Genomic DNA, 23711 nt, shown 5'->3' on the forward strand with positions numbered 1-23711 from the left:
CCACGTGGAACACCGGGAATATCCGGAGTGATCGGTCCGTTGGACCAGACGGCCCCAGCGGCCGCGCACTGCTCAGCCCTGCCGGTCCTTCTCTTCCCGGCAGGGCTGACTCGTCTCCGCGAGCCGGGCCCTGGTGCCATCGAGGCCCGATTCGACCAGGTCAGGCCGGTTGTTCTCCATTCCGTACGTCACCTCGTACCACGGACCCAGCTGGTTCCACGCCCGAGCGCGACGACGTAGTTCCGGCGTGACCTCGTACTCCGTGGAGAACGCCGCGACGCACTCCGCCGAGGTCCAGTGCAGCAGCCACGCCAGGTCCCGCGCGGGGTCGCCGAGAGACACGTCGGTCCAGTCGATCACCCCGCTCAACCGGCCGTCCTGCCTCAGCAAATGCTCCGGGCCGAGGTCGGCATGGATGACGGTGTCTGCTGGATAACCCTGGACTTCCGCCAGCAGCGCCCGCCTGCGATCGGCCAGGGGGCCAAGCAACGGCGGAACGGCATCGAGCGCCACAACTTCGGGCTCAGCACCGAGTTCACGCGCCTTGGCCACGTCCGCACTGTGCAAGGCGCGAAGGAACCGACCGAGCACGCGACCGTCGTCAGCGGTCAGTTCACCCGGCTCGCCCGGCACCAGTTCATGCCGGACGACCAACGGATTTTCCCGCCACACCAACGGAATCGGCACCGAAAGCGGTAACTGCGGAGCCAGCCAGGGCAACACCCGCGTCTCGCGCAGCAGCCACGCGCGCACCTCGTCCCGTTTGGGCCGCCGCTCGACCCAGCGCCCGTCGACGAGAGTCGCGACGCTGTCCCAGCCCTCGCCCAGTTCCTCGCCGCTCACCTCGGAAGCCCAGCCGCGAACGCGATCTCCGAAACCGGCCCGCGGTCAAGGGAAAGCGTGTCCAGCAAGCCCGCGATCCGTTGCTGCTGCGCGGCAGTCGGCCGGAAATACATCGGCAGCACCTGCCGATCCCACGCCGCCCCGAACTCCAGGTCGGCGATCACCGCTTCCCATCCGCCGAGGCTCCGGTGCAACCACCATCCCCGACGCCGAATCACCGGGTCCGGGGAATCCTTCAGCACAGCCAAATCCGCCAGCGACCACAGCTGCGGACTGCTGCCGAGCACATCCCCGGCCAACCGGGCCACCGTGGGCTCCCCGCCGCCCATTTCCCGGAGCAGCCAAGGAACTTCCGCAGCGACCGCCTTGCCGCGAAGCAACGACAACCCGATCTTCTTCAAGGCCACATCCGCACTCCGCGCAACCTCGGCGATCTCCGCACGGTCCAGCTCGGTCCCGGTTTCCGCGAGGCCGGCGTACGCGCGAGCCCGCACCGCCGACCGGGCAGCAGAACGCGCGATCGCGGCATAAACCTCGACCGGGTCCCGTCCCATTTCTTGCCAGCGCAGCCGCGCCCACAACCGAACCAGCACCGACCGGTCGACCAGAAGTTGTTCCACGTCAACGGAATCGAGCTGCGCCGCGGTCAGCTTCACCAACCCCAGCACCCGGCTCTCCGCGGACCGCCCGCGAAGCAACGACCCGGCGACGACCTCCGGCGTACCCGAGTCCGCGATTACCTGGATCAACTTCCGCCGGACGACCTGGTCCCGTTCCCGCGGCAGCAACCCGACCGCGTCCGGCAAGCCGAGCAATCCATTCTCGAAGCTGTGCCGGAACGCGGTCCGCCGTACGTCGAAGTCCCCGGAACTCCGCAAGCACGCCCACACTGACTCCTCGCCCTGCGCGGCGACCAGCACCCGGAGATAGCGCCCAAGCACCTGCGAACCCCGCCAGCGCTGCGAAATCCGCTGCAGCAGCGGCACGATCCGCTCCGCCCGCGCCACCGTCGTACGCCGCAGCACCTCTTGTTCAGCCAGCTCGCGGACCACCTCGACATGGTCAGTAACCCGCACCGCCAGCGCCCGATCGCTCACCGCACCAACCGAAGCGCACAACACGCGAACGGCCTGCTCCCGGAGGCGACCGTCTGGGTGCATCGAAGCCAGCGCGGCGACAACCGGCGTGGCGTTCTTCAGCTGCCAGTCCTTCGCCCGTCCCAGCACCGGCACCGGGTAGCGGGCCTGGCGGGCGTAGTGGTCGATCCGCAGCAACTCGCGCGCAGTCGCCGACACGAGCCAGGCCTCGGTTTCGGCAAGGCCAGACTGAGCACGCCCGGTGGCGAGGCTCAGCTGCTCACGGATCTGCGCGGGGGTCTGCATACCGCTGATTCTGGCGAGAACACCGCCTGGCAGTCATCCGAAATACTCGAAAGGCCGGTCCGCAGCTGCGAACCGGCCTTCCGGGAAATGTGGGCCCACCAGGACTTGAACCTGGGACCTCTTCGTTATCAGCGAAGCGCTCTAACCGCCTGAGCTATGGGCCCGTCGAACGAGGAGAACTCTACCGGACTCCCCATCCGCCCTCGCAACCGGGTTACTCTCGCTCCGAGAGCGTGACCTCAAGGCCGCCCGCGAGGTCTGCCGACACGTTGTAGATGAACGCGCTCACCGTGGCCAGCGCGGACACCAGCACGATGTTGATCGCCCCGAGGATGGCCGCGATGCCGAACACACGACCGGCGCTGATCAGCGGTTCGGCGGACGCGTTCGCGCCCTCGCCACCGACCAGGGACGAGTACGTGCCGTTCAGCTTGTCCCACACGCCCATGCCGTCGAGCACCGTGTAGAGCACGCCGACCGCGACCAGCCAGACGAAGAACATCGCGACGCCGAGCACCAGTGCCAGCTTCAGCACCGACCACGGGTCGAAGCGCTTGATCTGCAGGCTCGCCCGCCGCGGGCCACGGCCGGGACGGCGCAGCGCGCTCGGCGTCGGCCGGGTGCGGCCCGCGGGCGGCACGTCGGCCGCCGGTGGCGGTGCCTCGCCTCCGAAGAGCCGGGGCGCCGCCGAACCGGTCACCGGGTAGTCGTTGTTCTCGGCCGCGGCCGGTTCCGGAGCCGCAGTGGGCACGTCCTCGGTCGCGATCCGCGCCGTGGCCATGGCCTCGGAGTCGCCGCCGCCGTCCTTGGCGGTGCGCTGCCAGGGCGGGTTGGCCGACGCGTCGTCGGCCTTGTCGGATGGTGCCACGTTGAGTCAGTCCTTACCCGTGCGTGGGGCGCCGATCACTGCTCCGGCGCCGTGCCGTCTTCTGCTGTGGGCTCCTCTGGCGTAGCCTCCGCCGCTTCCTCCGAAACCGTCTCGGACGAGACTTCCGGAGTCTCCGAAGCCTCGGAAGCTTCCTCGGCGGAGTCCTCGCCACCATTGGCGACGTCCGAACCCTCGTCCGCGTTGCGTGCGACCGCGAGAAGAGTGGTTCCGTCACCAAGGTTCATCAGCCGAACGCCCTTGGTCTGCCTGCTCGCCTTGCGCACGTCCCGCGCCGGCGTGCGGATGACCCCGCCGCTGGACGTGATGGCGAACAGCTCGTCGTCCTCGTCGACGATGAGTGCCCCCACCAGCCTGCCACGTTTGCTGTCGTGCTGAATGGTGAGCACGCCCTTGCCGCCGCGGCCCTGTACCGGATAGTCCTCGATCGGCGTCCGCTTCGCATACGCGCCGTCCGTGGCGACCAGCAGGAACTTGTCCGGTTTGACCACGCTGATGCCGAGCAGTTCGTCGCCGTCGTTGAACCGCATGCCCAGCACGCCCGAGGTCGGCCTGCCCATCGGGCGCAGCGCCTCGTCGGTGGCGTGGAAGCGGATCGACTGGCCGCCTGCGGACACCAGCAGCAGGTCGTCCTCGGCCGCGGCCAGCACCGCGCCCATCAGCTCGTCGCCCTCGCGCAGGTTGATCGCGATGAGGCCGCCCGCGCGGTTCGAGTCGAAGTCGGTGAGCTTCGTCTTCTTCACCAGGCCGCGCTGCGTGGCGAGCACCAGGTACGGCGCGACCTCGTAGTTCGGGATCTCGATGACCTGGGCGATCTGCTCGTCCGGCTGGAACGCGAGCAGGTTCGCCACGTGCTGGCCGCGCGCGTTGCGGTTGGCCTCGGGCAGGTCGTAGGCCTTCGCCCGGTACACCCGGCCCTTGTTCGTGAAGAACAGGATCCAGTCGTGCGTGGAGCACACGAAGAAGTGCTGGACGATGTCGTCCTGCTTCAGCGTCGCGCCCTGCACGCCCTTGCCGCCGCGCTTCTGCGACCGGTACAGATCGGTTTTCGTCCGCTTGGCGTAGCCCGTGCGGGTGATGGTGACGACGACGTCTTCCTGCGCGATCAGGTCCTCGACCGACACGTCGCCGTCGAACGGGATGATCTGCGTGCGCCGGTCGTCGCCGTACTTGTCGACGATCTCCATCAGCTCGTCGCGGATGATCGACCGCTGCCGCTCGGGCTTCGCGAGGATGTCCTTGAGGTCGGCGATGTCCAGCTCGATCTCGGCCAGGGTGTCGATGATCCGCTGCCGTTCCAGCGCGGCCAGCCTGCGCAGCTGCATGTCCAGGATCGCGGTGGCCTGGATCTCGTCGATCTCAAGCAGCGACATCAGGCCTGGCCGGGCCTCGTCGGCCGAGGGCGACCGCCGGATCAGGGCGATCACCTCGTCCAGCATGTCCAGCGCCTTGACCAGGCCGCGCAGGATGTGGGCCCGTTCCTCGGCCTTGCGCAACCGGAACCGGGTGCGCCGCACGATCACGTCGACCTGGTGCTTCACGTAGTGCCGGATGATCTGGTCGAGCCGCAGCGTGCGCGGCACGTCGTCGACCAGCGCCAGCATGTTCACGCCGAAGTTCTGCTGCAGCTGGGTGTGCTTGAACAGGTTGTTCAGCACCACCTTCGCCACCGCGTCGCGCTTGATCGTGACGACGATCCGCATGCCGGAGCGGCTGTTGGACTCGTCCGCGATGTCCGCGATGCCGGTGATCTTGCCGTCGCGCACCAGGTGCGCGATGTTCTCCACCAGGTTGTCCGGGTTCACCTGGTAGGGCAGCTCGGACACGACCAGGATCGTGCGGCCCTTCGCGTCCTCTTCGACCTCGACGACCGCGCGCATCCGGATCGAACCGCGGCCGGTGCGGTAGGCGTCCTCGATGCCGGACGTGCCGAGGATCATCGCCTTGGTCGGGAAGTCCGGGCCCTTGATCCGCACGAGCAGCGCGGCCAGCAGTTCGTCGTCGGTCGCTTCCGGGTTCTCCAGCGCCCATACGACGCCTTCGGACACCTCGCGCAGGTTGTGCGGCGGGATGTTCGTCGCCATCCCGACCGCGATCCCGGAACCGCCGTTGACCAGCAGGTTCGGGAACCGCGACGGCAGCACGTCGGGCTCCTGGGTGCGCCCGTCGTAGTTGTCGCGGAAATCGACGGTGTCCTCTTCGATGTCCGCGAGCATCTGCATCGCGAGCGGCGCGAGGCGGGATTCGGTGTACCGCATCGCGGCCGCGGGGTCGTTGCCCGACGAGCCGAAGTTGCCCTGTCCGTCGATCAGCGGGTAGCGCAGCGACCACGGCTGGGCGAGCCGCACGAGCGCGTCGTAGATCGCCGAGTCGCCGTGCGGGTGGTAGTTGCCCATGACGTCGCCGACGACGCGGGAGCACTTGTTGTACCCGCGGTCCGGGCGGAACCCGGAGTCGAACATCGAGTACAGGATCCGGCGCGCCACCGGCTTGAGGCCGTCGCGCACGTCCGGCAGCGCCCGCGACACGATGACGCTCATCGCGTAGTCGATGTAGGAGCGCTGCATCTCCTGCTGGATGTCGACCGGTTCGATCCGGTCGTGTTCCGGCGGCAAGGTTTCCGTCATGGGGTCCTTCTCGGTGAGCAGTCCTGGGGAAGCGGGTTAGCAGGGGACGCCTACACGTCCAGGAAGCGCACGTCCTTGGCGTTGCGCGTGATGAACGAGCGGCGCGCTTCCACGTCCTCGCCCATCAGCACGGAGAACAGTTCGTCGGCTTGCGCAGCGTCGTCGAGGGTGACCTGCCCGAGCAGCCGGTTCGCCGGGTCCATCGTGGTCTCCCACAGCTCCTCGGCGTTCATCTCGCCGAGACCCTTGTACCGCTGGATCGCGTCGTCCTTCGGAAGACGGCGGCCGGACTCGACGCCTGCCTGGATCACCGCGTCGCGTTCCTTGTCCGAGTAGGCGTATTCCGGCTCCGCCCGCGGCCACTTGATCTTGTACAGCGGCGGCCGCGACAGGAACACGTGGCCGTGCTCGATCAGCGGCGTCATGAACCGGAACAGCAGGGTGAGCAGCAGCGTGGTGATGTGCTGGCCGTCGACGTCGGCGTCGGCCATCAGCACGATCTTGTGATACCGCAGCTTCGAGAGGTCGAAATCGTCGTGGATGCCGGTGCCGAGCGCGGTGATCAGCGACTGGACCTCGGTGTTTTTGAGGACGCGGTCGATGCGGGCCTTCTCGACGTTGATGATCTTGCCCCGGATCGGCAGGATCGCCTGGTACATCGAGTCGCGGCCTTCCTTGGCCGAACCGCCAGCCGAGTCGCCCTCCACGATGTAGAGCTCGCACTCGCCGGGGTCGTTGGAGCGGCAGTCCTTCAGCTTGCCCGGAAGGCCGCCGATCTCCAGCGCGCCCTTGCGCCGCACCAGGTCGCGCGCCTTGCGGGCGGCGAGCCGGGCCTGCGCCGACGAGATCGACTTGTTGATGATCGTCTTGGCTTCGCTCGGGTTGCGCTCGAACCAGTCGCCGAGCCATTCGTTCGACTGCTGCTGCACGAACGTCTTGGCCTCGCTGTTGCCCAGCTTGGTCTTGGTCTGGCCCTCGAACTGCGGTTCGGACAGCTTGATCGACACGATCGCGGCAAGCCCCTCGCGCACGTCGTCGCCGGTCAGGTTGGCGTCCTTCTCCTTGAGCAGCTTCTTCTCGCGCGCGTACGCGTTGACCACGCGGGTGAGCGCGGCGCGGAAGCCCTCTTCGTGCGTGCCGCCCTCGTGCGTGTTGATCGTGTTGGCGAAGGTGTACACCGACGGCGTGAACCCGGTGTTCCACTGCATCGCGACCTCGACCTCAAGGCCGGAGCCCTTGGCGTCGAAGGAGATGACACTCTCGTGGATCGGGTCCTTGCTGCCGTTGATGTGCTTGACGAAGTCCTCAAGCCCGCCCGGGTAGCAGTAGACGACTTCCTTGACCCTGGCCTGCTTGCCCGCCGCGTCCTCTTCGGTCTCCTCGTCGGCGACGCGCTCGTCGCGCAGCGACAGGGTGAGGCCCTTGTTGAGGAACGCCATCTCCTGCAAGCGGCGCGAGATGGTCTCGAAGTTGTAGGTGGTGGTCTCGAAGATGCTGCCGTCGGCCCAGAAGGTGATGGTGGTGCCCGTGTCGCTGGCCGGGCCAAGGTCTTCCAGCGGGCCGGGAACCTGGTTCGTGTACTCCTGGCGCCAGCTGCGGCCGCCGACCTTGATCTCCGCGAGCAGCTTCGTGGACAGCGCGTTCACCACCGAGACGCCGACGCCGTGCAGGCCGCCGGAAACCGCGTAGGAGTCGCTGTCGAACTTGCCGCCCGCGTGCAGGATGGTGAGCACGACCTCGAGGGTCGGCTTCTTCTCCTTGGGGTGCATGTCCACCGGAATGCCGCGACCGTCGTCGACTACCCGCACCCCGCCGTCCGCGAGCAGGGTAACCTCGACCTTGGTGGCGTACCCCGCCATCGCCTCGTCCACGGAGTTGTCCACCACCTCCTGGACCAGGTGGTGGAGACCGCGCTCACCGGTGGAACCGATGTACATGCCGGGGCGCTTGCGAACTGCTTCGAGGCCTTCGAGCACGGTGATGGACGACGCGTTGTACTCGCTCTTGTTCTCGGTCACCGGCGTTGATTCTCCTCGTCTCGCCCGAGCGGACGCCCGCTACTACAACAGTGTACTTGCCCGCACGCGCTCACATGCGGCTAGGACACCCCTCAGCCGGTCGCAGAGGGACGAAATCACCCTCAGTTGAGTCATCTCGTATCTGAACCCGCGCGGCCCGGTTCTCGGGGAACTCATCCGCCAGAGCGCAACCCCCGTCAGCCGTACGTGTCACGCGGCCCGCGACCAGGCACATGCCGGGGCCCTTTCCGCCAGCTCGGAGCGGTCGGGCCCTGGATCCGCATCCGCTTGACCACGCCGTTCCCGACGCCCGCGGCGATCTTCGCCAGCAACTTGCCCTGCAGCAACCGCAACTGCGTCGCCCACGCGGTGGAACTCGCGCGGACGGTCAGCTCGCCGTCTTTCAACGCCACCGGCTGGGCGTGTTCGGCGACGTCCTCGCCCACGAGCCGGGCCCATTGCCCGAACACGCGCGCGTTGGTCATCGTGTCCTGCCAGCCGCTGTCGGAAATCAGCCGCGAGACGAGGCGACCGAGCGGCTGCGGGTCGCGCGGATCCGCGCCGGGACCGGACCAGCGCCTGCGCGCCCGGTTCTGCCCGCCGCCCCCGCTGATCCGGCCGCGCCGGAGGTTCGGCGGGGCTCCGCGCTCGCGGGCTTTCGCCTTCGCCGCTTCGAGCGCGGCGTGCGCGAGGTCGCGGCCGCTCGGTTTGTCCCCAGCGGGCCTCTCGTTCGGCCCAGTGGAACTGTCACGCTCCGTCGCGCCGCGCGCGGGATTTCCGGAAGTGTCGCCCGCTTCCGGGGTGTCAAGACCGCCATCCGGCCGGTTCGTCACGCGGGGCGATAACCCGGCTCCGGGTTTATCCACACTGTCCACAGGTTTGTCCCCAGATCGGTGGGCAACCCGCGTGACTCCGGTCACCCCGCGTGGTCGTCGTGGCTGTTCAGGCACGGTTCACCTCCCCGTCGGCCACCGTGAACCTCGCGCCGGCCAGCTCCTCGGGCACGTCCTCGGCCACCGCCGCGGTGATGAGGACCTGTTCGGCGCTCGCGGAGACCTCGGCCAGCCGAGCCCGGCGCTTGCGGTCGAGTTCGGCGAACACATCGTCTAACAACAAGACCGGTTCACCCGCTTCGGCGCGCAGAAGTTCGTAACTTCCGAGCCGCAACGCGAGCGCGAACGACCAAGACTCGCCGTGGCTCGCGTACCCCTTCGCCGGCACTTCGCCGAGAATCAGCTCCAGTTCGTCCCGATGCGGACCGACCAGGCTGATCCCTCGCTCCAGTTCCTGCCGCCGCGTGCCAGCCAACGCCTTCAGCAACAGCTCGCGCAGTACCTCTGTCTCAGCACGCTCGCCGCCAGGCACTCCGTACGAGGGCGGCAGCGCTTCGCCGAGCGAAGACTTGTACGCGATCTTCGCCGGGCGAGAGTCGGGCGCGACCCCCATATAGGCGTCGGCCGTGTACGGCGCGAGGTCTGCGATGAGGTTCAACCGCGCCGCCAGCAGCTGCGCGCCAGCCACCGAGAGATGGTCGTCCCACACGTCGAGCGTCGACAGTGCGTACGGGTCTTCGCGACCAGTACGGCGTTTGCCCGCGGTCTTGAGAAGCGCGTTGCGCTGCTTAAGCACCTTCTCGTAGTCCGCGCGCACGCCTGCGTACCGAGGCGCGCGAAGCACGAGCAGTTCGTCCATGAACCGACGGCGTTCGCTCGGATCGCCGCGCACGAGCGAGAGGTCCTCGGGAGAGAACAGCACCGTACGCAGAATGCCGAGCACGTCGCGCGGTTTGCCGACCGCACCGCGGTTCACTCGGGCACGGTTGGCGCGACCAGGCGTGATCTCGAGTTCGACTGTCAGCTCGCGGTCTTCGTTGACGACCGCGACCCGGACGAGCGCGCGCTCACAGCCGTGCCGGACGAGCGGGGCGTCCGTGGAGACCCGGTGCGAACCGAGGGTCGCCACATAGCCGATCGCTTCGAGCAGGTTCGTCTTCCCCCGGCCGTTCTGGCCGACGAGCACGACCGGCCCCGGTTCGAGGGCGAGGTCGGCCAGCGGCCAGGACCGGAAGTCGGTGACCTGGAGATGTCGCAGATACACGGGCAGGGACCGCGGGAGGCTAGCTCCCGGCCTTCTTCACAGCGTGGCCGCCGAACTGGTTGCGCAGCGCGGCGACGGCACGCATCGCGGCGGAATCCTTCTGCCGGGAGGAGAACCGGGCGAACAGCGCGGCCGAGAGCACCGGGGCGGGCACCGCGTTGTTGACCGCTTCCTCCAGCGTCCAGCGGCCTTCGCCGGAGTCCTCGACGTAGCCTTCCAGGTCGTCCAGGTCCGGGTCCTCGTCCAGCGCGCGCACCAGCAGGTCGAGCAGCCAGGAGCGGACCACGGTGCCGCGCTGCCAGCCCTTGATCACGGCGGGCACGTCATCGACGGTCTTCGCGGCTTCGAGCAGTTCGAAGCCCTCGGCGTAGGCCTGCATGATGCCGTACTCGATGCCGTTGTGGATCATCTTCGCGTAGTGCCCGGCACCGACCGAGCCCGCGTGCGAGAAGCCTTCCTCGCGCGGGCCTTCCGGACGCAGCGCGTCGAAGATCGGCATCGCACGCTGGACGTCCGACGCCGCCCCGCCGACCATCAGGCCGTAGCCGTTGTCCTTGCCCCACACGCCGCCGGAGACGCCGCAGTCGAGGTAGCCGACGCCGTGCGAGGCGAGCAGATCGGCGTTCAGCTTGTCGTCGGTGAACTTCGAGTTCCCGCCGTCGATCACCAGGTCGCCCTCGGACAGCAGCTGCCCGAGTTCGGTCACGGTCTGCCGGGTCGGCTCCCCGGCCGGGACCATGATCCACACGATGCGGGGACCGGACAGCTGGGAGACGAGGTCTTCGAGCGAGGTCGAGTCGCTCACGTCGGGGTTGCGGTCGTAGCCGACCACCTCGTGCCCGGCGGCGCGCAGCCGCTCGCGCATGTTGAAGCCCATCTTGCCCAGGCCGACGAGACCCAGCTGAACCATGAGATCCCCTTTGGATTGGATCGGTTTTCCTCGGTTGGACGCGCGGCGCTCAGCCCGGCAGCCGGACCGGCATGAGCAGGTAGAGATATCCGGGGACGACGTTGCCTTCGGCGTCGGCGGGCTTGATCAGCGCCGGGCGGTTGGGCGTGGTGAACGTCAGCTCGGCCCGGTCGCTGTGCAGTGCGCCGAGCCCGTCGACGAGGTAGCCGGGGTTGAACGCGATGGTGACCGGCTCGCCCTCGTAGTCGACCTGGAGTTCTTCCTCGGCGCTGCCCTCGTCGTCGCCGCCTGCGGACAGCCGCAGGGACCCGTCGGCGAACTCGAGCCGCACCTGGGTGCCGCGCTCGGCCACTAGCGACACACGCTTGATCGACTCGGTGAGCGCGCTGACCTCGATGACCGCGCGCGAGGTGTGGTTCGCGGGCAGCAGCTGGCGATACGGCGGGAACTCGGCGTCGAGCAGCCGGGTGGTCGTGTAGCGGCCGGCCCCGGACAGGCCGAGCAGCCCGTCGCCGGAAGCGAGCGCGAGCTGCACGGTGGTGCCCGCGCCGCCGAGCGTCTTGGCGGCTTCGGCGAGCGTGCGCGCGGGGACGAGCACCGCGGCGTCGGACAGGCCCTCGGCGGGCTTCCAGGTGAACTCGCGCATGGCGAGCCGGAACCGGTCGGTGGCGACGAGGGTGAGCGTCTCGCCGGAGATCTCCAGGCGCATGCCGGTGAGCATCGGGAGCGTGTCGTCCTTGCCGGCCGCGGTGGCGACCTGGGTGACCGCCTGGCCGAAGACGTCGCCGGTGAGCTCACCCGCACGCGCGGGCTGGGACGGCAGCTGCGGGTAGTCCTCGACCGGCATGGTCGGGAGGCTGAACCGGGCGCTGCCGCACGTGATGGTGGCGCGGGCACCGTCGACGGAGATCTCCACCGGCTGCGCGGGCAGCGCCTTGGTGATGTCGGCGAGGAGGCGACCGGAGACGAGCAGCCGTCCGCCGTCGGCGATGGTCGCGGGAACGCCGACCGTGGCCGAGACCTCGTAGTCGAAGCCGGAGACCGTGAGCGCGTCGGACTCCCCGCCGGAGCCCGCGTCGAGGAGGACGCCGCCCAGGACCGGCACCGGAGGCCGGGAGGGGAGGCTTCTGGCCACCCACGCGACGGCGTCGGCGAGCCCGTCGCGCTCGACGCGGATCTTCATGCGCGCTTCCTTTCGACAGCCGAGCCCCTCGGCTCGTGAAGGGGTCGCCGGGCACCAGTCGTGAGCACCGCGCGCGACCGGGTCCCCGCCGGTCCGGTCCGCCCCGCGCGGGAACGGACCAGCTGCAGACATCCACGTTAGGCCGTCGCCGGGGGTGCCGTCACCTCGGCCTCCCCTTCACTTTGTCGACAAGACGACACGAATCTCGGGTTGTCCCCAGTTTCGTCCTCCGCCTGTTTTTGTTCTGTTCTTTCTAAGAAGAGAGGAAAAACCAGTAGCAGTAATAGGGGCTGTGGATTGTGTGGACAGCGCCCGTTCGCGCTGGTCGTGGCGCGCGGCGGCTTGTGGGCAGCCCTGGTGGCGGATCGGTGGATGGTTCGGGCGATCCGTGGATGGTTTCGAGCCGTCCCCGATTCATCCACAGTCGGGCCCAGTTGTCCCCAGGGTTGTCCCCAGGTTGGGGCCGAGTTGTACCCAGGTTCTGGGGGCAGCCGAAGCGGCCGGGATCGCCCTGGTGAGTGACGACCCACAGTTGTGGATGACCTGTGGGCAACCTGGGGAATCCGCGTGGACAACCCTGGGGACAACCTGTGGATTCGGTGTGAGCGGGATGTGGATCGAATCCGGGTCATCGCAGCTCCGAGATCTGTTGGCACTGTGGGCAAACTGCCCACACCCTGGGGAAAAACCCCTTGTGTATCAATAAGTTTGAGAAATTCTGTGTACACAGGCTGTGGACGTCTGTGGATGCGTACGCGTGCTTCGTTCCGCTGCCGACCCGTACGCACGCTTCAGCTGCGTACGCGCGAGAAGCCAGTCATGGCAGCAAAAAGGGCACCACGGAGGTCCGTGGTGCCCTTGGCGTCGAAACAGAACTGTCTACAAGAGAGTGTCCAAACGCGGCAGCCGGCTACTGCCGGGCGCGCTGCTTGATCCGTGAGGTCAGCTCCTGCACCTGGTCGTAAATCCGCCGACGCTCGGCCATCTCCTTGCGGATCTTCTTGTCCGCGTGCATGACGGTCGTGTGGTCGCGGCCGCCGAACGTCTGCCCGATCTTCGGCAGCGACATCTCGGTCAGCTCGCGGCAGAGATACATCGCGATCTGGCGGGCCGTGGCGAGCGCCTTCGTCTTGCCAGGGCCGCACAGCTCGTCGAGCGTCACGTCGAAGAACTCGGCGGTGACGCCCATGATGGTCGGCGCGGTGATCTCCGGCGTGTGCGAATCCGGGATCAGATCGCGCAGCACGATCTCGGCGAGCCCGACTTCCACCGGCTGCTGATTCAGCGACGCGAAAGCGGTGACGCGGATCAGCGCGCCCTCCAGTTCGCGGATGTTCGCCTCGACCCGCGACGCGATGAACTCCAGCACCTCGCCGGGCACCGCGAGCCGGTCCTGCGCCGCCTTCTTGCGCAGGATCGCGATCCGGGTCTCCAGCTCCGGCGGCTGGATGTCGGTGATCAGGCCCCATTCGAACCGCGTCCGCAGCCGGTCCTCCAGCGTCTCCAGCCGCTTGGGCGGCCGGTCGGAGCTGACCACGATCTGCTTGTTCGCGTTGTGCAGCGTGTTGAAGGTGTGGAAGAACTCCTCCTGGGTGCCTTCCTTGCCCTCCAGGAACTGGATGTCGTCCACGAGCAGGATGTCGATGTCGCGGTAACGCCGCTGGAAGGCGACCTTGCGGTCGTCGCGCAGCGAGTTGATGAAGTCGTTCGTGAACTCTTCGGTCGAGACGTAGCGCACGCGCATGCCGGGGAACAGCCGCTGCGCGTAGTGCCCGACGGCGTGCAGCAGGTGCGTCTTGCCGAGCCCGGACTCGCCCCAGATGAACAGCGGGTTGTACGCCCGTGCCGGTGCCTCGGCCACGGCGACCGCGGCGGCGTGCGCGAAGCGGTTGGACGCGCCGATGACGAAGGTGTCGAAGTTGTACTTCTCGTTCAGCTTCGTCTTCGAGGTCTGCGGCTGCGCGGGAGCGGTATAGGGCTGGCCCGCGATCGGCTGCCCGGCGAACCGGGGCCAGATCTCGTTGGCGGTCGCCAGCGCCTCGCCCTCTTCGTCGACTTCCTCGTCCGGGTCTTCGAGGTCGTCGAGGCCCGGGTGCACCGGCTGCTGCGGAGGCGGTGGCGGCGGCTCGACGCGCGCGGGCGGAAGACCGGCCGCGTCGACCTGAGGCCGGCGCGGCGGCGGCATCGGCTTCGGGCGCTCCGCGCGCACGTGGTCGGCCTGGCCGTTCTCCGTGTGCGGGCTCGCCTGCGGAACCGGCTCCGGCCGGGGGACATCGTTTTCCACCCGGGCGGGTGACGCCGCATAGCGGGGGGCGGGCGCGACCGGTTCGGCGCTGTCGACCTTCACCGCCAGCGACACCGGACGGCCGAGCCGCCGGGACAGCGCTTCGGTGATCGAGGTGCGCAGCGCGCGTTCGATGGCTTCCTTCGCGAAATCGCTCGGTGCGGCGAGCAGCGCGGTGCCGTCGAGGAGACCGATTGGGCGGGTCACCCGCATCCAGGCCCGTTGCTGCGGGGAGAGGGTGCCGTTGGACAGCTCCCGCACCACCTGCTCCCAGATGACGCCCAGATTGTGCTGGTGCTCCGACACCGGTCTGACTCCCCTCCCCTCGTCGGCGCGCACGCCTCGGACCCACCCCGAGCACGTCTTGGAAGCTCGCCTCGAGCCCGCGGTCCGGACTCACCCGCGCGACGGCACAGCGATATCCACAAAGTTGTCCACAGCTGTGCACTAATGTACGGCCGTCCGCAGCCACGCGACCTGCGGGCTCGGCGTACTCCCCGGGCGCCTCCACACCCCCCGGTGCCGGCGAGGCCGGATCAGTCCTGGCCGGAGGCCGAGAGAGGCACGCTAACAAGCCCTGCTCGATGCCACAAGACGTGGTGCTGCGCAAGCATTTCACGGTGTACGGCGTGTTGCCATTCGGTGCCGCGCCGTGCCGGAAGGCAGTCTCGCCGGTCGGTCGCCGAGGGTGGCGGAGGGGCGCCTGCGGCGTTCACGACCGGGGTGCGTACCCTCGTAAGGTCTCCCGTATGCGACGGGTGCGTTTCGCGTGCCTACGTATGTCGTCGCTCGTCGTGACGAGGCCACCCGGTGGTAGGAGACAGCACGAACTTCCGTGCGACCCGCACGACACGCCGGGCGCCGGGGAATCCGCCGTCGCCCGACGGCCGAGACACAGGAGAAGCAGTGAGCAAGGGCAAGCGCACCTTCCAGCCGAACAACCGTCGTCGCGCGAAGACCCACGGGTTCCGCCTGCGCATGCGGACCCGTGCGGGCCGGTCGATCCTCGCGGCGCGCCGTCGCAAGGGCCGCGCCGAGCTGTCCGCCTGATCCGGCTCCGCGGGACCGCGTCGTGCTGCCCGCTGGCGCACGTCTGCGGCGGAGCGAGGACTTCCGGGTCGTCCTCCGCCGGGGGTCCCGAGCCGGCAGGCGCCGCCTCGTCGTCCATGCGTTGACCACGGACCCGTCCGTGGCCGCCTCGTTCGCGGCCAGGGCGGGTTTTGTGGTGAGCAAGGCCGTCGGGAACTCGGTGGTACGCCACCGGGTGACCCGGCGGTTGCGGCACCTGGTTTCCGCGCGTCTCGGAACACTGCCCGCGGGCAGCTCGTTGGTGGTACGGGCATTGCCTCCGGCCGCGTCCGCGTCGAGCGCTGAGCTCGGCGCGGATCTCGACGCCGCACTGCGCCGGCTCGGCCTCGCGCCGTCCGGCCGCCCGGCCGGGGCCAATGCTCCCCGGCAGCCGCGCCAGCAGGGCGCGGCACCCGACCACGGATCAGCGGTGTAAACGGCTATGGACGCCACCTCCGAACACAGCACCACCGAAGTACCCGAGGAAGAGTCGCCGCCCCGGCCGGGACCGGTCGCGTGGGTGCTGCTCCTTCCCGTGCGGTTCTACCGCAAGGCGATTTCGCCCTTCCTTCCTCCGGCCTGCCGGTTCTACCCGAGCTGCAGCGCGTACGCAGTCGAAGCCCTGACCCGCCACGGCGCGGCCAAGGGCTCCTATCTCGCGCTGCGCCGGCTGCTTCGCTGCGGCCCGTGGACCCCGCCCGGCCGCGACCCGGTGCCCGAGAAGTTCTCGTGGCGGCACCGCACGCCTGAAACACCGATCGAGGAGTAGCTCAGTGCTCGATTTCATCTACTACCCCGTGTCCTTCATCTTGTGGTGTTGGCACAAGGTCTTCGGGTTCGTCTTCGGGGAAGCGACCGCGATCTCGTGGATCCTCGGCATCATCTTCCTGACGTTCACCGTCCGCGGCATCATGTTCAAGCCGTTCGTGAACCAGGTCCGGTCGATGAAGAAGATGCAAGACTTCGCGCCGGAAATGAAGAAGATCCAGAAGAAGTACGCGAACGACCGGCAGCGCCAGGCGCAGGAGATGCAGAAGCTCCAGCGCGAGCACGGCGTCAACCCGCTCGGCAGCTGCCTTCCGATGATCCTCCAGATCCCGGTCTTCATCGGCCTGAACCACGTGCTGCGCGCGTTCACCATGTCGCCCGCTGGCGGCGGTCCGAAGACCGAGAACTACTTCTTCAACGCGCAGGACGTGAACTCGTACGTCAGCGCGAAGCTCTTCGGCGTCAACATGGGCGAGGCGGTCAACAACGGCGTCGGCGCCGTCGCCGGGCACGTCGCGAACGGCGGGTGGCACTGGGAGGTCCTCCCGGTCGCGCTGCCGCTGATGATCATCGCCTCGATCGCCACGCACCTCACCGCACGGCACTCGGTCTCCCGGCAGAACGCGTCGGCCGCGGGCACCGCGCAGACCGCGATCATGAACAAGCTCACCATGTACGTCTTCCCGCTCGGCGTGCTCGTGTTCGGTGCCTTCTTCCCGCTCGGCCTGCTCTTCTACTGGCTGGCGAACAACGGCTGGACGCTCATGCAGCAGCGCCTCGTCTACACGAAGATCGACAAGGAAGAGGCGGCCCGCAAGGCGGAGGCGGCCGAGAAGCGCGCGTCGCTCGGCCCGAAGCCAGGCCAGAAGCCGACCGCGCCGAAGGTCGGGCAGAAGCCGGTGCAGCAGAAGAAGAACCAGCAGCAGGGCCAGCAGGGCAAGGTGACCAAGGCGGGTTCGGCGCACGGCTTCGCGCAGACCTCGTCGGCAGGCAAGTCCGGCGGCGTCGCTTCCTCGGAGAAGAAGGCGGCCGAACCGGCGGAGAGCGCGCCGGAGCAGACGTCGACCCAGAACGGATCGAAGGAGAACGGCACCGGGGTGCCCGGACTCCTCAAGGACTCGAACAGGAAGTCGGGCCGGAAGCGTCGCTGACGCTTCGGGTTCGGAGAGGAGACGAAAGATGTCGGAGACGGTCGACACGATCGACGCCGATCAGGAAGAGACGAGCGCACCGGCCGAGCCGAAGGCGGGCGGTGACGACGCTCTCGTGCAAGAGGGCGACATCGCCGGCGACTACCTTGAGCGTCTGCTGGACCTGCTCGACTACGACGGCGACATCGACCTGGACGTCGAGGCGGGCCGCGCGATCGTCAGCATCGACGGCGGCGACGACCTGGAGAAGCTGGTCGGCCCCCGCGGCACGGTGCTCGAAGCGCTGCAGGAGCTGACTCGTCTCGCGGTCCAGCAGGAGACCGGCTCGCGCAGCCGGCTGATGCTGGACATCGCCGGCTGGCGCGCGGACCGTCGCGAGGAGCTCCGCGAACTCGGCCGGTCCACCGCCGAGTCGGTGCTGTCGAGCGGCGAGCGGGTTCGCCTGCAGCCGATGAGCCCGTTCGAACGCAAGGTCGTCCACGACGCGGTCGCGACGGTCAAGGGCGTCACGAGCGAGAGCGAGGGCGAGGACCCGAAGCGCCGCGTGGTGATCTTCCCCGAGGACTGAGCCCTCGGACGCGATGATCCGCGTTGAGCACTGAGCCGAAGCGGCCCACCGGAATTAATCCGGTGGGCCGCTTCTTTTGTGTCTGCTTCCGACGCGTCGGCGGAGATGGGGCACGCCGTCGCAGCCGACTGTCGCAGCCGACTGTCGCAGCCGACTGTCTCGGTCGGTCCCGCTGAACGGCCCGGCCACTCGGCGCTGGCTTCCCTCCGGACCACTCCGTCTCCGGCCGCACCGCTCGGTGCCTCCATCGCTCGCCTCCGGCTTCGCGTACTCGGCCGGTGGCTGCGGTCTTCCGTTCGGTGGGTTCGTGCGCCGAGCTGGCTGATCTCGTTCGTCTTGCCGCAACTCGTCTGCTGCTCTCTCCCGGCCTCTCAGGCTTCCGGCGCGGGTGCCGCGGTGGCTCGGCGGCGGAGCGAATTACACGCGTGGCGTTTCACGTGAAACTCCCCGCCCTTGCCGCACCCGGGCGATCGCGTTTCACGTGAAACGACCTGTGGATCGCTCGGCGTCTGAGTGGAGTTGTCCACAGTTGCGGTCTGTCGGCTCGATTTGGCGTCGGCATCAGGGACAATCAAGTGAGCGCGTTTCACGTGAAACGCGCGGAGCGAGGAGTGGGAGTAGTGAGCTTGGACGGCGCCACCGGGACGGTCCGGACCGCGGCGGTGGAGGTGTTCGGGGAGCGCGTCGAGCAAGCCGCCGGGTACGTGGAGCTGCTGGCGACTCATGGGGTCGAGCGAGGCTTGATCGGTCCGCGTGAGGTCGAGCGGCTGTGGGAACGGCACGTGCTGAACTCCGCGGTGATCGGCGAGCAGATCCCGTCCGGGGCGCGCGTGGTCGATGTCGGGTCGGGCGCGGGGCTTCCGGGAGTACCGCTGGCGATCGCTCGACCGGACCTCGATATCGTGCTCGTGGAACCCATGGCTCGCCGGATTGACTGGTTGGCCGAGGTCGCCGAGAAGCTGGAACTCCCGATCACCATCGTCCGTGGACGCGCCGAGGAGCGGTCCGTACGCGAGCAGCTGAGTGGCGCAGACGTCGTCACCGCCCGCGCGGTCGCCCCTCTTGCTCGGCTCGCGGGCTGGTGCCTTCCCCTGGTTCGTCCCGAAGGTCGACTGGTTGCCCTCAAAGGCGCCAGTGCTGCCGAAGAGATCTCCCGTGACCGCGACGCGGTGCGCAAGGCTGGTGGTGCCGAACCACAGGTCGCGGAATGCGGGAAGGCGGTTCTCGAAGTCCCCAGCACGGTGGTCCTGATCCGTCGCCTGCCGCCGAAGCCGAACCGGCCACGCGGCAGACGGAGCTAGCGAACGACAACAGCCGCGCCGTTCCACGTGAAACATCGCGGTGTGAACGCCCCCGAATCGTCTACCAGGAGGAGGTGTCGAGACCGGTGAATCCCCCGCCGTCCGACTCCGCGGAGGCCAGCCAAGAGATGGGCTGGACGCCGATCGCTGAAGAAGCCGTTCGCGCCGCGAGCGTGCTCCACCCCAAGGAAGGGGTACTCCCCCGGCCGTCTCGCCGCCGGGTGCTCACCGTCGCCAACCAGAAGGGCGGGGTCGGCAAGACGACGAGCACCGTCAACCTGGCCGCGGCGCTCGCCGTGCACGGGCTGAAAACGTTGGTGATCGACCTCGACCCGCAGGGCAACGCCAGCACCGCACTCGACATCGACCACCGTTCCGGGACGCCCTCGATTTACGAAGTGCTCATCGGCGAGGTCTCGATCGCCGAGGCCGCGCAGCAGAGCGAGCAGTCCCCCAACCTCTACTGCGTGCCCGCGACGATCGACCTCGCCGGTGCCGAGATTGAACTCGTCTCCATGGCGAACCGCGAGACGCGGCTCAAGGAGGCGCTGTCGTCCGGGGCGCTCGACGAGCTCGGCGTCGACTACGTCTTCATCGACTGCCCGCCGTCGCTCGGTCTCCTCACCGTCAACGCGATGGTGGCTGCGCAGGAAGTGCTCATCCCGATCCAGTGCGAGTACTACGCGCTCGAAGGTCTCGGGCAGCTCCTCAGCAACATCGAACTCGTGCAGCAACACCTCAACCGCGAACTCAGCGTGTCGACGATTCTGCTCACCATGTACGACGGTCGCACCAAGCTGGCCGACCAGGTGACCAACGAGGTCCGGAACCACTTCGGCGACACGGTGCTGAAGACCGTCATCCCGCGCAGCGTGAAGGTGTCCGAGGCACCTGGCTACGGCCAGACTGTCCTCGCCTACGACCCCGGTTCACGTGGTGCCATGAGCTATCTCGACGCGGCGAAGGAGATCGCCGAGCGGGGTGTGAACGAGAGGAGCAGCACCACATGACTGAGCGCAGAGGAGGACTCGGCCGCGGACTGGCGGCCCTGATTCCCACCGGGCCGGCGACGCCTCCGGCCGCGAGCGACACCAGCGCGCCCGCGGCCGCGGAGACGGCGGCGCGCGAGGACAAGGGCTGGTTCGCGGCGAACGGCGCGGCGGGCCAGCCAATCGCGGGCGGCGAGGTCGCCGGCGCGGTCTATCGCGAGATCCCGGTCAGCTCGGTCAAACCGAACCCGAAGCAGCCTCGTCAGGTTTTCGACGAGGAAGCGCTCGCCGAACTCGAGCATTCGATCCGCGAGTTCGGGCTCATGCAGCCGATCGTCGTCCGAGAACTCGGCAACGACGAGTACGAACTCGTCATGGGCGAGCGTCGGCTGCGCGCCTCGCAGCAGGCAGAACTAGAGGCGATCCCCGCGATCGTCCGGCAAACCGCCGACGAGTCGATGTTGCGGGACGCGCTGCTGGAGAACATCCACCGCGTGCAACTGAACCCGCTCGAAGAGGCGGCGGCTTATCAGCAACTGCTCGACGAGTTCGCGGTGACGCATGAGGAGCTGGCCGGTCGCATCGGCCGCAGCCGTCCGGTCATCACGAACACCATCCGGTTGCTCAAACTCCCCCTCCCCGTGCAGCGGAGGGTGGCCGCCGGGGTCCTGTCGGCCGGGCACGCGCGGGCGCTGCTGTCGTTGGAGGATCCGGAAAGCCAGGAAGAACTGGCGGCGCGGATCGTCGCGGAGGGCATGTCGGTGCGTGCCACCGAGGAAGCCGTCACGCTGAAGAAGAGCGAGAAGCCGGCGAAGCCGAAGGCCGCCCCCCGCAAGCCGATGCAAGCACCCGGATTGCAGGAACTCGCGAACCGGCTGTCCGATCGATTCGACACCCGGGTGAAGGTCGACCTCGGCCGGCGCAAGGGGCGCATTGTTCTCGAGTTCGGGTCGGTCGACGATCTTGAGCGGATCGTCGGGATCATCGACGCGAATTCTGGGGAAAAATCGGCGAATCAGAGCGACGAAACCGATTAGGGATCACCCAGGGTCGTTTCGTCACGGTGATGATTGCGGATCGAGGCGGCCATGGTTACCCGGAGTGGCCGCTGGAATCGACCGGCGCGGGGAAGGGCGGCAGTCCGCCGCCCGCCCCCGTCCGCCTGGTTTTAGTTCGCGCGGGCGACGGCGCGCGCGACGAGGTCCGCGAAAACGGAGCCGAGCGTGGTGCCGGCGGCTTCGACCGCCATCGGCACCGTCGACGTTTCGGTGAGACCCGGCGAGAGATTCACTTCGAGGAAGTGGACTCCCCCGTCCGGCGTGATCACCGCGTCGGTGCGCGAGATGTCGCGCAGCCCGAGCCACCGGTGCGCGCCGACGGCGAGTTCGCTGACTGCCTTCGCGGCCTCGTCGGAAATCCGGGCCGGGGAGAAGAAGTCGGTGAGACCCGCGGTGTAGCGCGCCGTGTAGTCGTAGACGCCGCTCTCCGGCACGATTTCGACCGCGGGCAGGGCCACGGCCCCGTTCTCCCCTTCGATGACCGTGACGGCCACTTCAACGCCGTCCACGAACCGTTCCGCGAGCACGGTGTCGCCGTAGGCGAAGCAGCCGACCATCGCCGCGGGCAGCTCCGCCGCTTCCCGGACCACCTGCGTGCCGAGCGCCGACCCGCCCTGATCCGGCTTGAGGATCAGCGGCAGGCCGAGCCGTTCCACCATCGCGTCGAGCACTGACTGCGCGCCCAGCTCGCGGAAAGTGCTGTGCGGCAACACAATCCAGTCCGGCGTCGAGAATCCGGCCTGCTGCACGAACGCCTTCGCGGTCGGCTTGTCCCAGGCGCGGCGGCAGCCTTGCGAGTGGGTGCCGACGAACGGCACGTCGAGCATCTCCAGCACGGTCTGCACCGAGCCGTTCTCGCCCTCGCCGCCGTGCAGGGCGACGACAACCGCGTCCGGACGCTGCGTGCGCAGCCGTTCCAGCAGCCCGGCGTCGGTGTCCCACTCCTCCACCGTGAGGCCCTCGGCCCGCAGCGCGGCGGACAGCCTGCGTCCGGAGCGGAGCGAAACGTCGCGTTCGTGGGAAAGCCCGCCGGCGAGCACGGCAACGGTACGGTCGACCACCGTGGGAACTCCTTAGTGTTGCTGGGCCGGTCAGACCGTGTCCGGAGACGGGGTCTCGGGCCCCGGGATGGTGCGCGCCTTCACGCTACCGAAGGTGCGGCTGAGGTCCATTTCGGACTCAAGCACCGCGGCGAGCCGGCGCACGCCCTCGCGGATGCGCTCCGGCGTCGGATAGCAGTAGGACAACCGCATCTGACGGGAGCCGAAACCGTCAGCGTAGAAACCGGTGCCGGACGCGTACGCGACCCGAGCGGTGACCGCGCGCGGCAACATCGCCTTGGTGTCAACGCCTTCCGGCACGGTGACCCACACGTAGAAGCCGCCGTCGGGGTTGGTCCAGGAGCAGCCGGGCGGCAGATACTGTTGCAGCGCCGACAACATCGCGTCGCGGCGTTCGCGGTAGTTCTCCCGGAACTTCTTGATCTGGCCCTTCCAGTCGTGCGTCGTGAGGTAGCGCGAGACGATCATCTGGTTGAAGGTCGGCGGGCACAACGTCGCGGATTCCGCTGCCAGCACAAGCTTTTCGCGCACCGCGTGCGGCGCGAGCACCCAGCCGACGCGCAGCCCGGAGGCGAACGTCTTCGAGAACGAGCCGAGGTACACGACGTTGTCCGGGTCGAGCGAGCGCAGCGCCGGGTAGGTCTGGCCGTCGAAACCGAGCAGGCCGTACGGGTTGTCCTCGATGATCAGCACGCCGTGCTCGCGGCAGATCTCCACGATTTCCGGACGCCGCTCGACCGACAGCGTCACGCCGGCCGGGTTGTGGAAATTCGGGATCGTGTAAAGGAATTTGACCCGCTGCCCGGCCTTTTCGGCTTGGCGCAAGGCTTCCCGCAACCCTTCGGGCACGAGACCATGCTCGTCCATCGCGACATGCACGACGTTCGCCTGGTAGGCGGAGAACGAGCCGAGCGCACCGACGTACGACGGGCCTTCGGCGATCACGACGTCACCCGGGTCGCAGAAGAGCCGGGTCACCATGTCGAGGCCCATCTGGGAACCGACGGTGACCACGACGTCGTCAGGGTGCGCCTTGATCCCCTCCAGAGCCATGATTTCGCAGATCTGGTCACGCAGTGCGGGGACCCCGTGCGCGGACCCGTACTGCAGGGCGACGAGCCCCTCCTCGGCGATGATCTCGCCGACCTGAGCCGAGAGGGTGTCGAGCGGCAGCGCGGCGAGGTTCGGCATGCCGCCGGCGAGCGAGACGACCTCCGGCCGGCTTGCCACTGCGAAAAGCGCGCGGATCTCGGATGCGGTCATCCCGGCGGTACGTGCTGCGTACCGGTCGAGGTGCGGGTCGAGATTGTGGCGGCCGGTCTGCGGCTTTGCTGGGCGGTTCTCGGTCATCGGACACCTGAGGGCTCGGTGGTACCTGCTGGTAGATCCATCGAGTGTAACCGCGGCCTCTTCCGGCTCCCCGCTCTTCCGGCGCTTGTCACATCGGCCTATCCTCGGGATGGTTCTTCCGGCGCTGCCTGCGCTCTTGCGGGCGCGGATGCCGGAGTTGCGGGGTT

20 protein-coding genes and 1 tRNA gene are annotated in these 23711 nt (G+C 68.3%); 8 read left to right on the forward strand and 13 right to left on the reverse strand.

The features are described 5' to 3' along the window. Positions 1-72: 72 nt before the first annotated feature. From BM362_RS04560 to dnaA, 11 genes are all read right to left on the reverse strand, one after another. Positions 73-843: a phosphotransferase gene (locus BM362_RS04560; RefSeq protein WP_093572281.1), complete on the reverse strand. Its 771-nt coding sequence runs from the start codon at positions 841-843 to the stop codon at positions 73-75. Continuing rightward, positions 840-2225, reverse strand: coding sequence for a hypothetical protein (locus BM362_RS04565; RefSeq protein ID WP_093572282.1), 1386 nt, complete (start codon positions 2223-2225; stop codon positions 840-842). Before BM362_RS04565 ends, BM362_RS04560 begins: the two co-directional genes overlap by 4 nt. Positions 2226-2315: 90 nt before the next feature. Further along, positions 2316-2389 (reverse strand) — tRNA-Ile (locus BM362_RS04570). A gap of 50 nt (positions 2390-2439) precedes the next feature. Then, entirely contained in the window at positions 2440-3093 is a 654-nt protein-coding gene (locus tag BM362_RS04575; RefSeq protein WP_093572283.1) for a DUF3566 domain-containing protein, read from the reverse strand. A gap of 35 nt (positions 3094-3128) precedes the next feature. Beyond that, positions 3129-5738, reverse strand: a complete 2610-nt coding sequence (gene gyrA, locus BM362_RS04580; RefSeq protein WP_067578332.1) for a DNA gyrase subunit A — start codon at positions 5736-5738, stop codon at positions 3129-3131. A 50-nt stretch (positions 5739-5788) separates the two neighbouring features. Beyond that, positions 5789-7756, reverse strand: a complete 1968-nt coding sequence (gyrB, locus tag BM362_RS04585) for a DNA topoisomerase (ATP-hydrolyzing) subunit B (RefSeq protein WP_067578330.1) — start codon at positions 7754-7756, stop codon at positions 5789-5791. A gap of 197 nt (positions 7757-7953) precedes the next feature. After that, on the reverse strand, positions 7954-8589 hold the full coding sequence (locus BM362_RS04590) for a DciA family protein (RefSeq protein ID WP_067578328.1): 636 nt from the start codon (positions 8587-8589) through the stop codon (positions 7954-7956). 109 nt (positions 8590-8698) lie between these two features. Continuing rightward, positions 8699-9853 (reverse strand): DNA replication/repair protein RecF, encoded by a 1155-nt coding sequence (gene recF / locus BM362_RS04595; protein ID WP_093572284.1) that lies wholly within the window; start codon positions 9851-9853, stop codon positions 8699-8701. A 19-nt stretch (positions 9854-9872) separates the two neighbouring features. After that, positions 9873-10763, reverse strand: coding sequence for a phosphogluconate dehydrogenase (NAD(+)-dependent, decarboxylating) (gnd, locus tag BM362_RS04600; RefSeq protein ID WP_067578324.1), 891 nt, complete (start codon positions 10761-10763; stop codon positions 9873-9875). A 49-nt stretch (positions 10764-10812) separates the two neighbouring features. Next, positions 10813-11946 carry a DNA polymerase III subunit beta gene (dnaN, locus tag BM362_RS04605; RefSeq protein WP_067578322.1) on the reverse strand — a complete coding sequence of 378 codons (1134 nt, stop codon included), beginning with the start codon at positions 11944-11946 and terminating at the stop codon, positions 10813-10815. A gap of 910 nt (positions 11947-12856) precedes the next feature. Then, positions 12857-14536 carry a chromosomal replication initiator protein DnaA gene (gene dnaA / locus BM362_RS04610; RefSeq protein WP_093572285.1) on the reverse strand — a complete coding sequence of 560 codons (1680 nt, stop codon included), beginning with the start codon at positions 14534-14536 and terminating at the stop codon, positions 12857-12859. 600 nt (positions 14537-15136) lie between these two features. Here dnaA and rpmH point away from each other — a divergent pair. The 8 genes from rpmH (at position 15137) to BM362_RS04650 (ending at position 21112) form a co-directional block, all read left to right on the forward strand. Continuing rightward, complete coding sequence (rpmH, locus tag BM362_RS04615) at positions 15137-15280, forward strand: 50S ribosomal protein L34 (RefSeq protein WP_067578318.1); 144 nt, start codon at positions 15137-15139, stop codon at positions 15278-15280. A 22-nt stretch (positions 15281-15302) separates the two neighbouring features. Beyond that, the gene (gene rnpA / locus BM362_RS04620) at positions 15303-15734 is read left to right on the forward strand and encodes a ribonuclease P protein component (protein ID WP_067578316.1); all 432 of its coding nucleotides are present in this window, start codon (positions 15303-15305) and stop codon (positions 15732-15734) included. Between the two features lie 6 nt (positions 15735-15740). Continuing rightward, a complete protein-coding gene (gene yidD / locus BM362_RS04625; protein WP_067578314.1) occupies positions 15741-16067 on the forward strand; it encodes a membrane protein insertion efficiency factor YidD in 327 nt (108 codons plus the stop codon). Positions 16068-16071: 4 nt separating this feature from the next. After that, the gene (yidC, locus tag BM362_RS04630) at positions 16072-17217 is read left to right on the forward strand and encodes a membrane protein insertase YidC (RefSeq protein ID WP_067578312.1); all 1146 of its coding nucleotides are present in this window, start codon (positions 16072-16074) and stop codon (positions 17215-17217) included. Positions 17218-17245: 28 nt separating this feature from the next. Continuing rightward, entirely contained in the window at positions 17246-17785 is a 540-nt protein-coding gene (locus BM362_RS04635; protein WP_067578310.1) for a Jag family protein, read from the forward strand. Between the two features lie 620 nt (positions 17786-18405). Beyond that, a complete protein-coding gene (gene rsmG / locus BM362_RS04640) occupies positions 18406-19086 on the forward strand; it encodes a 16S rRNA (guanine(527)-N(7))-methyltransferase RsmG (protein WP_093572286.1) in 681 nt (226 codons plus the stop codon). 86 nt (positions 19087-19172) lie between these two features. Next, positions 19173-20096, forward strand: coding sequence for a ParA family protein (locus BM362_RS04645; protein WP_093572287.1), 924 nt, complete (start codon positions 19173-19175; stop codon positions 20094-20096). Further along, the gene (locus BM362_RS04650) at positions 20093-21112 is read left to right on the forward strand and encodes a ParB/RepB/Spo0J family partition protein (RefSeq protein WP_093572288.1); all 1020 of its coding nucleotides are present in this window, start codon (positions 20093-20095) and stop codon (positions 21110-21112) included. The genes BM362_RS04645 and BM362_RS04650 overlap by 4 nt, the downstream gene beginning before the upstream one ends. Positions 21113-21243: 131 nt before the next feature. On the opposite strand, the gene BM362_RS04655 is transcribed toward BM362_RS04650, so the two are convergent. Together BM362_RS04655 and BM362_RS04660 are read right to left on the reverse strand one after the other, a co-directional pair. After that, positions 21244-22194 (reverse strand): D-alanine--D-alanine ligase family protein, encoded by a 951-nt coding sequence (locus BM362_RS04655; protein ID WP_067578302.1) that lies wholly within the window; start codon positions 22192-22194, stop codon positions 21244-21246. A 30-nt stretch (positions 22195-22224) separates the two neighbouring features. Further along, entirely contained in the window at positions 22225-23544 is a 1320-nt protein-coding gene (locus BM362_RS04660; protein WP_093572289.1) for an aminotransferase-like domain-containing protein, read from the reverse strand. Positions 23545-23711: the final 167 nt, after the last annotated feature.

Source organism: Amycolatopsis rubida, from assembly GCF_900115345.1.
GTDB classification, from domain to species: Bacteria; Actinomycetota; Actinomycetes; order Mycobacteriales; family Pseudonocardiaceae; genus Amycolatopsis; species Amycolatopsis rubida.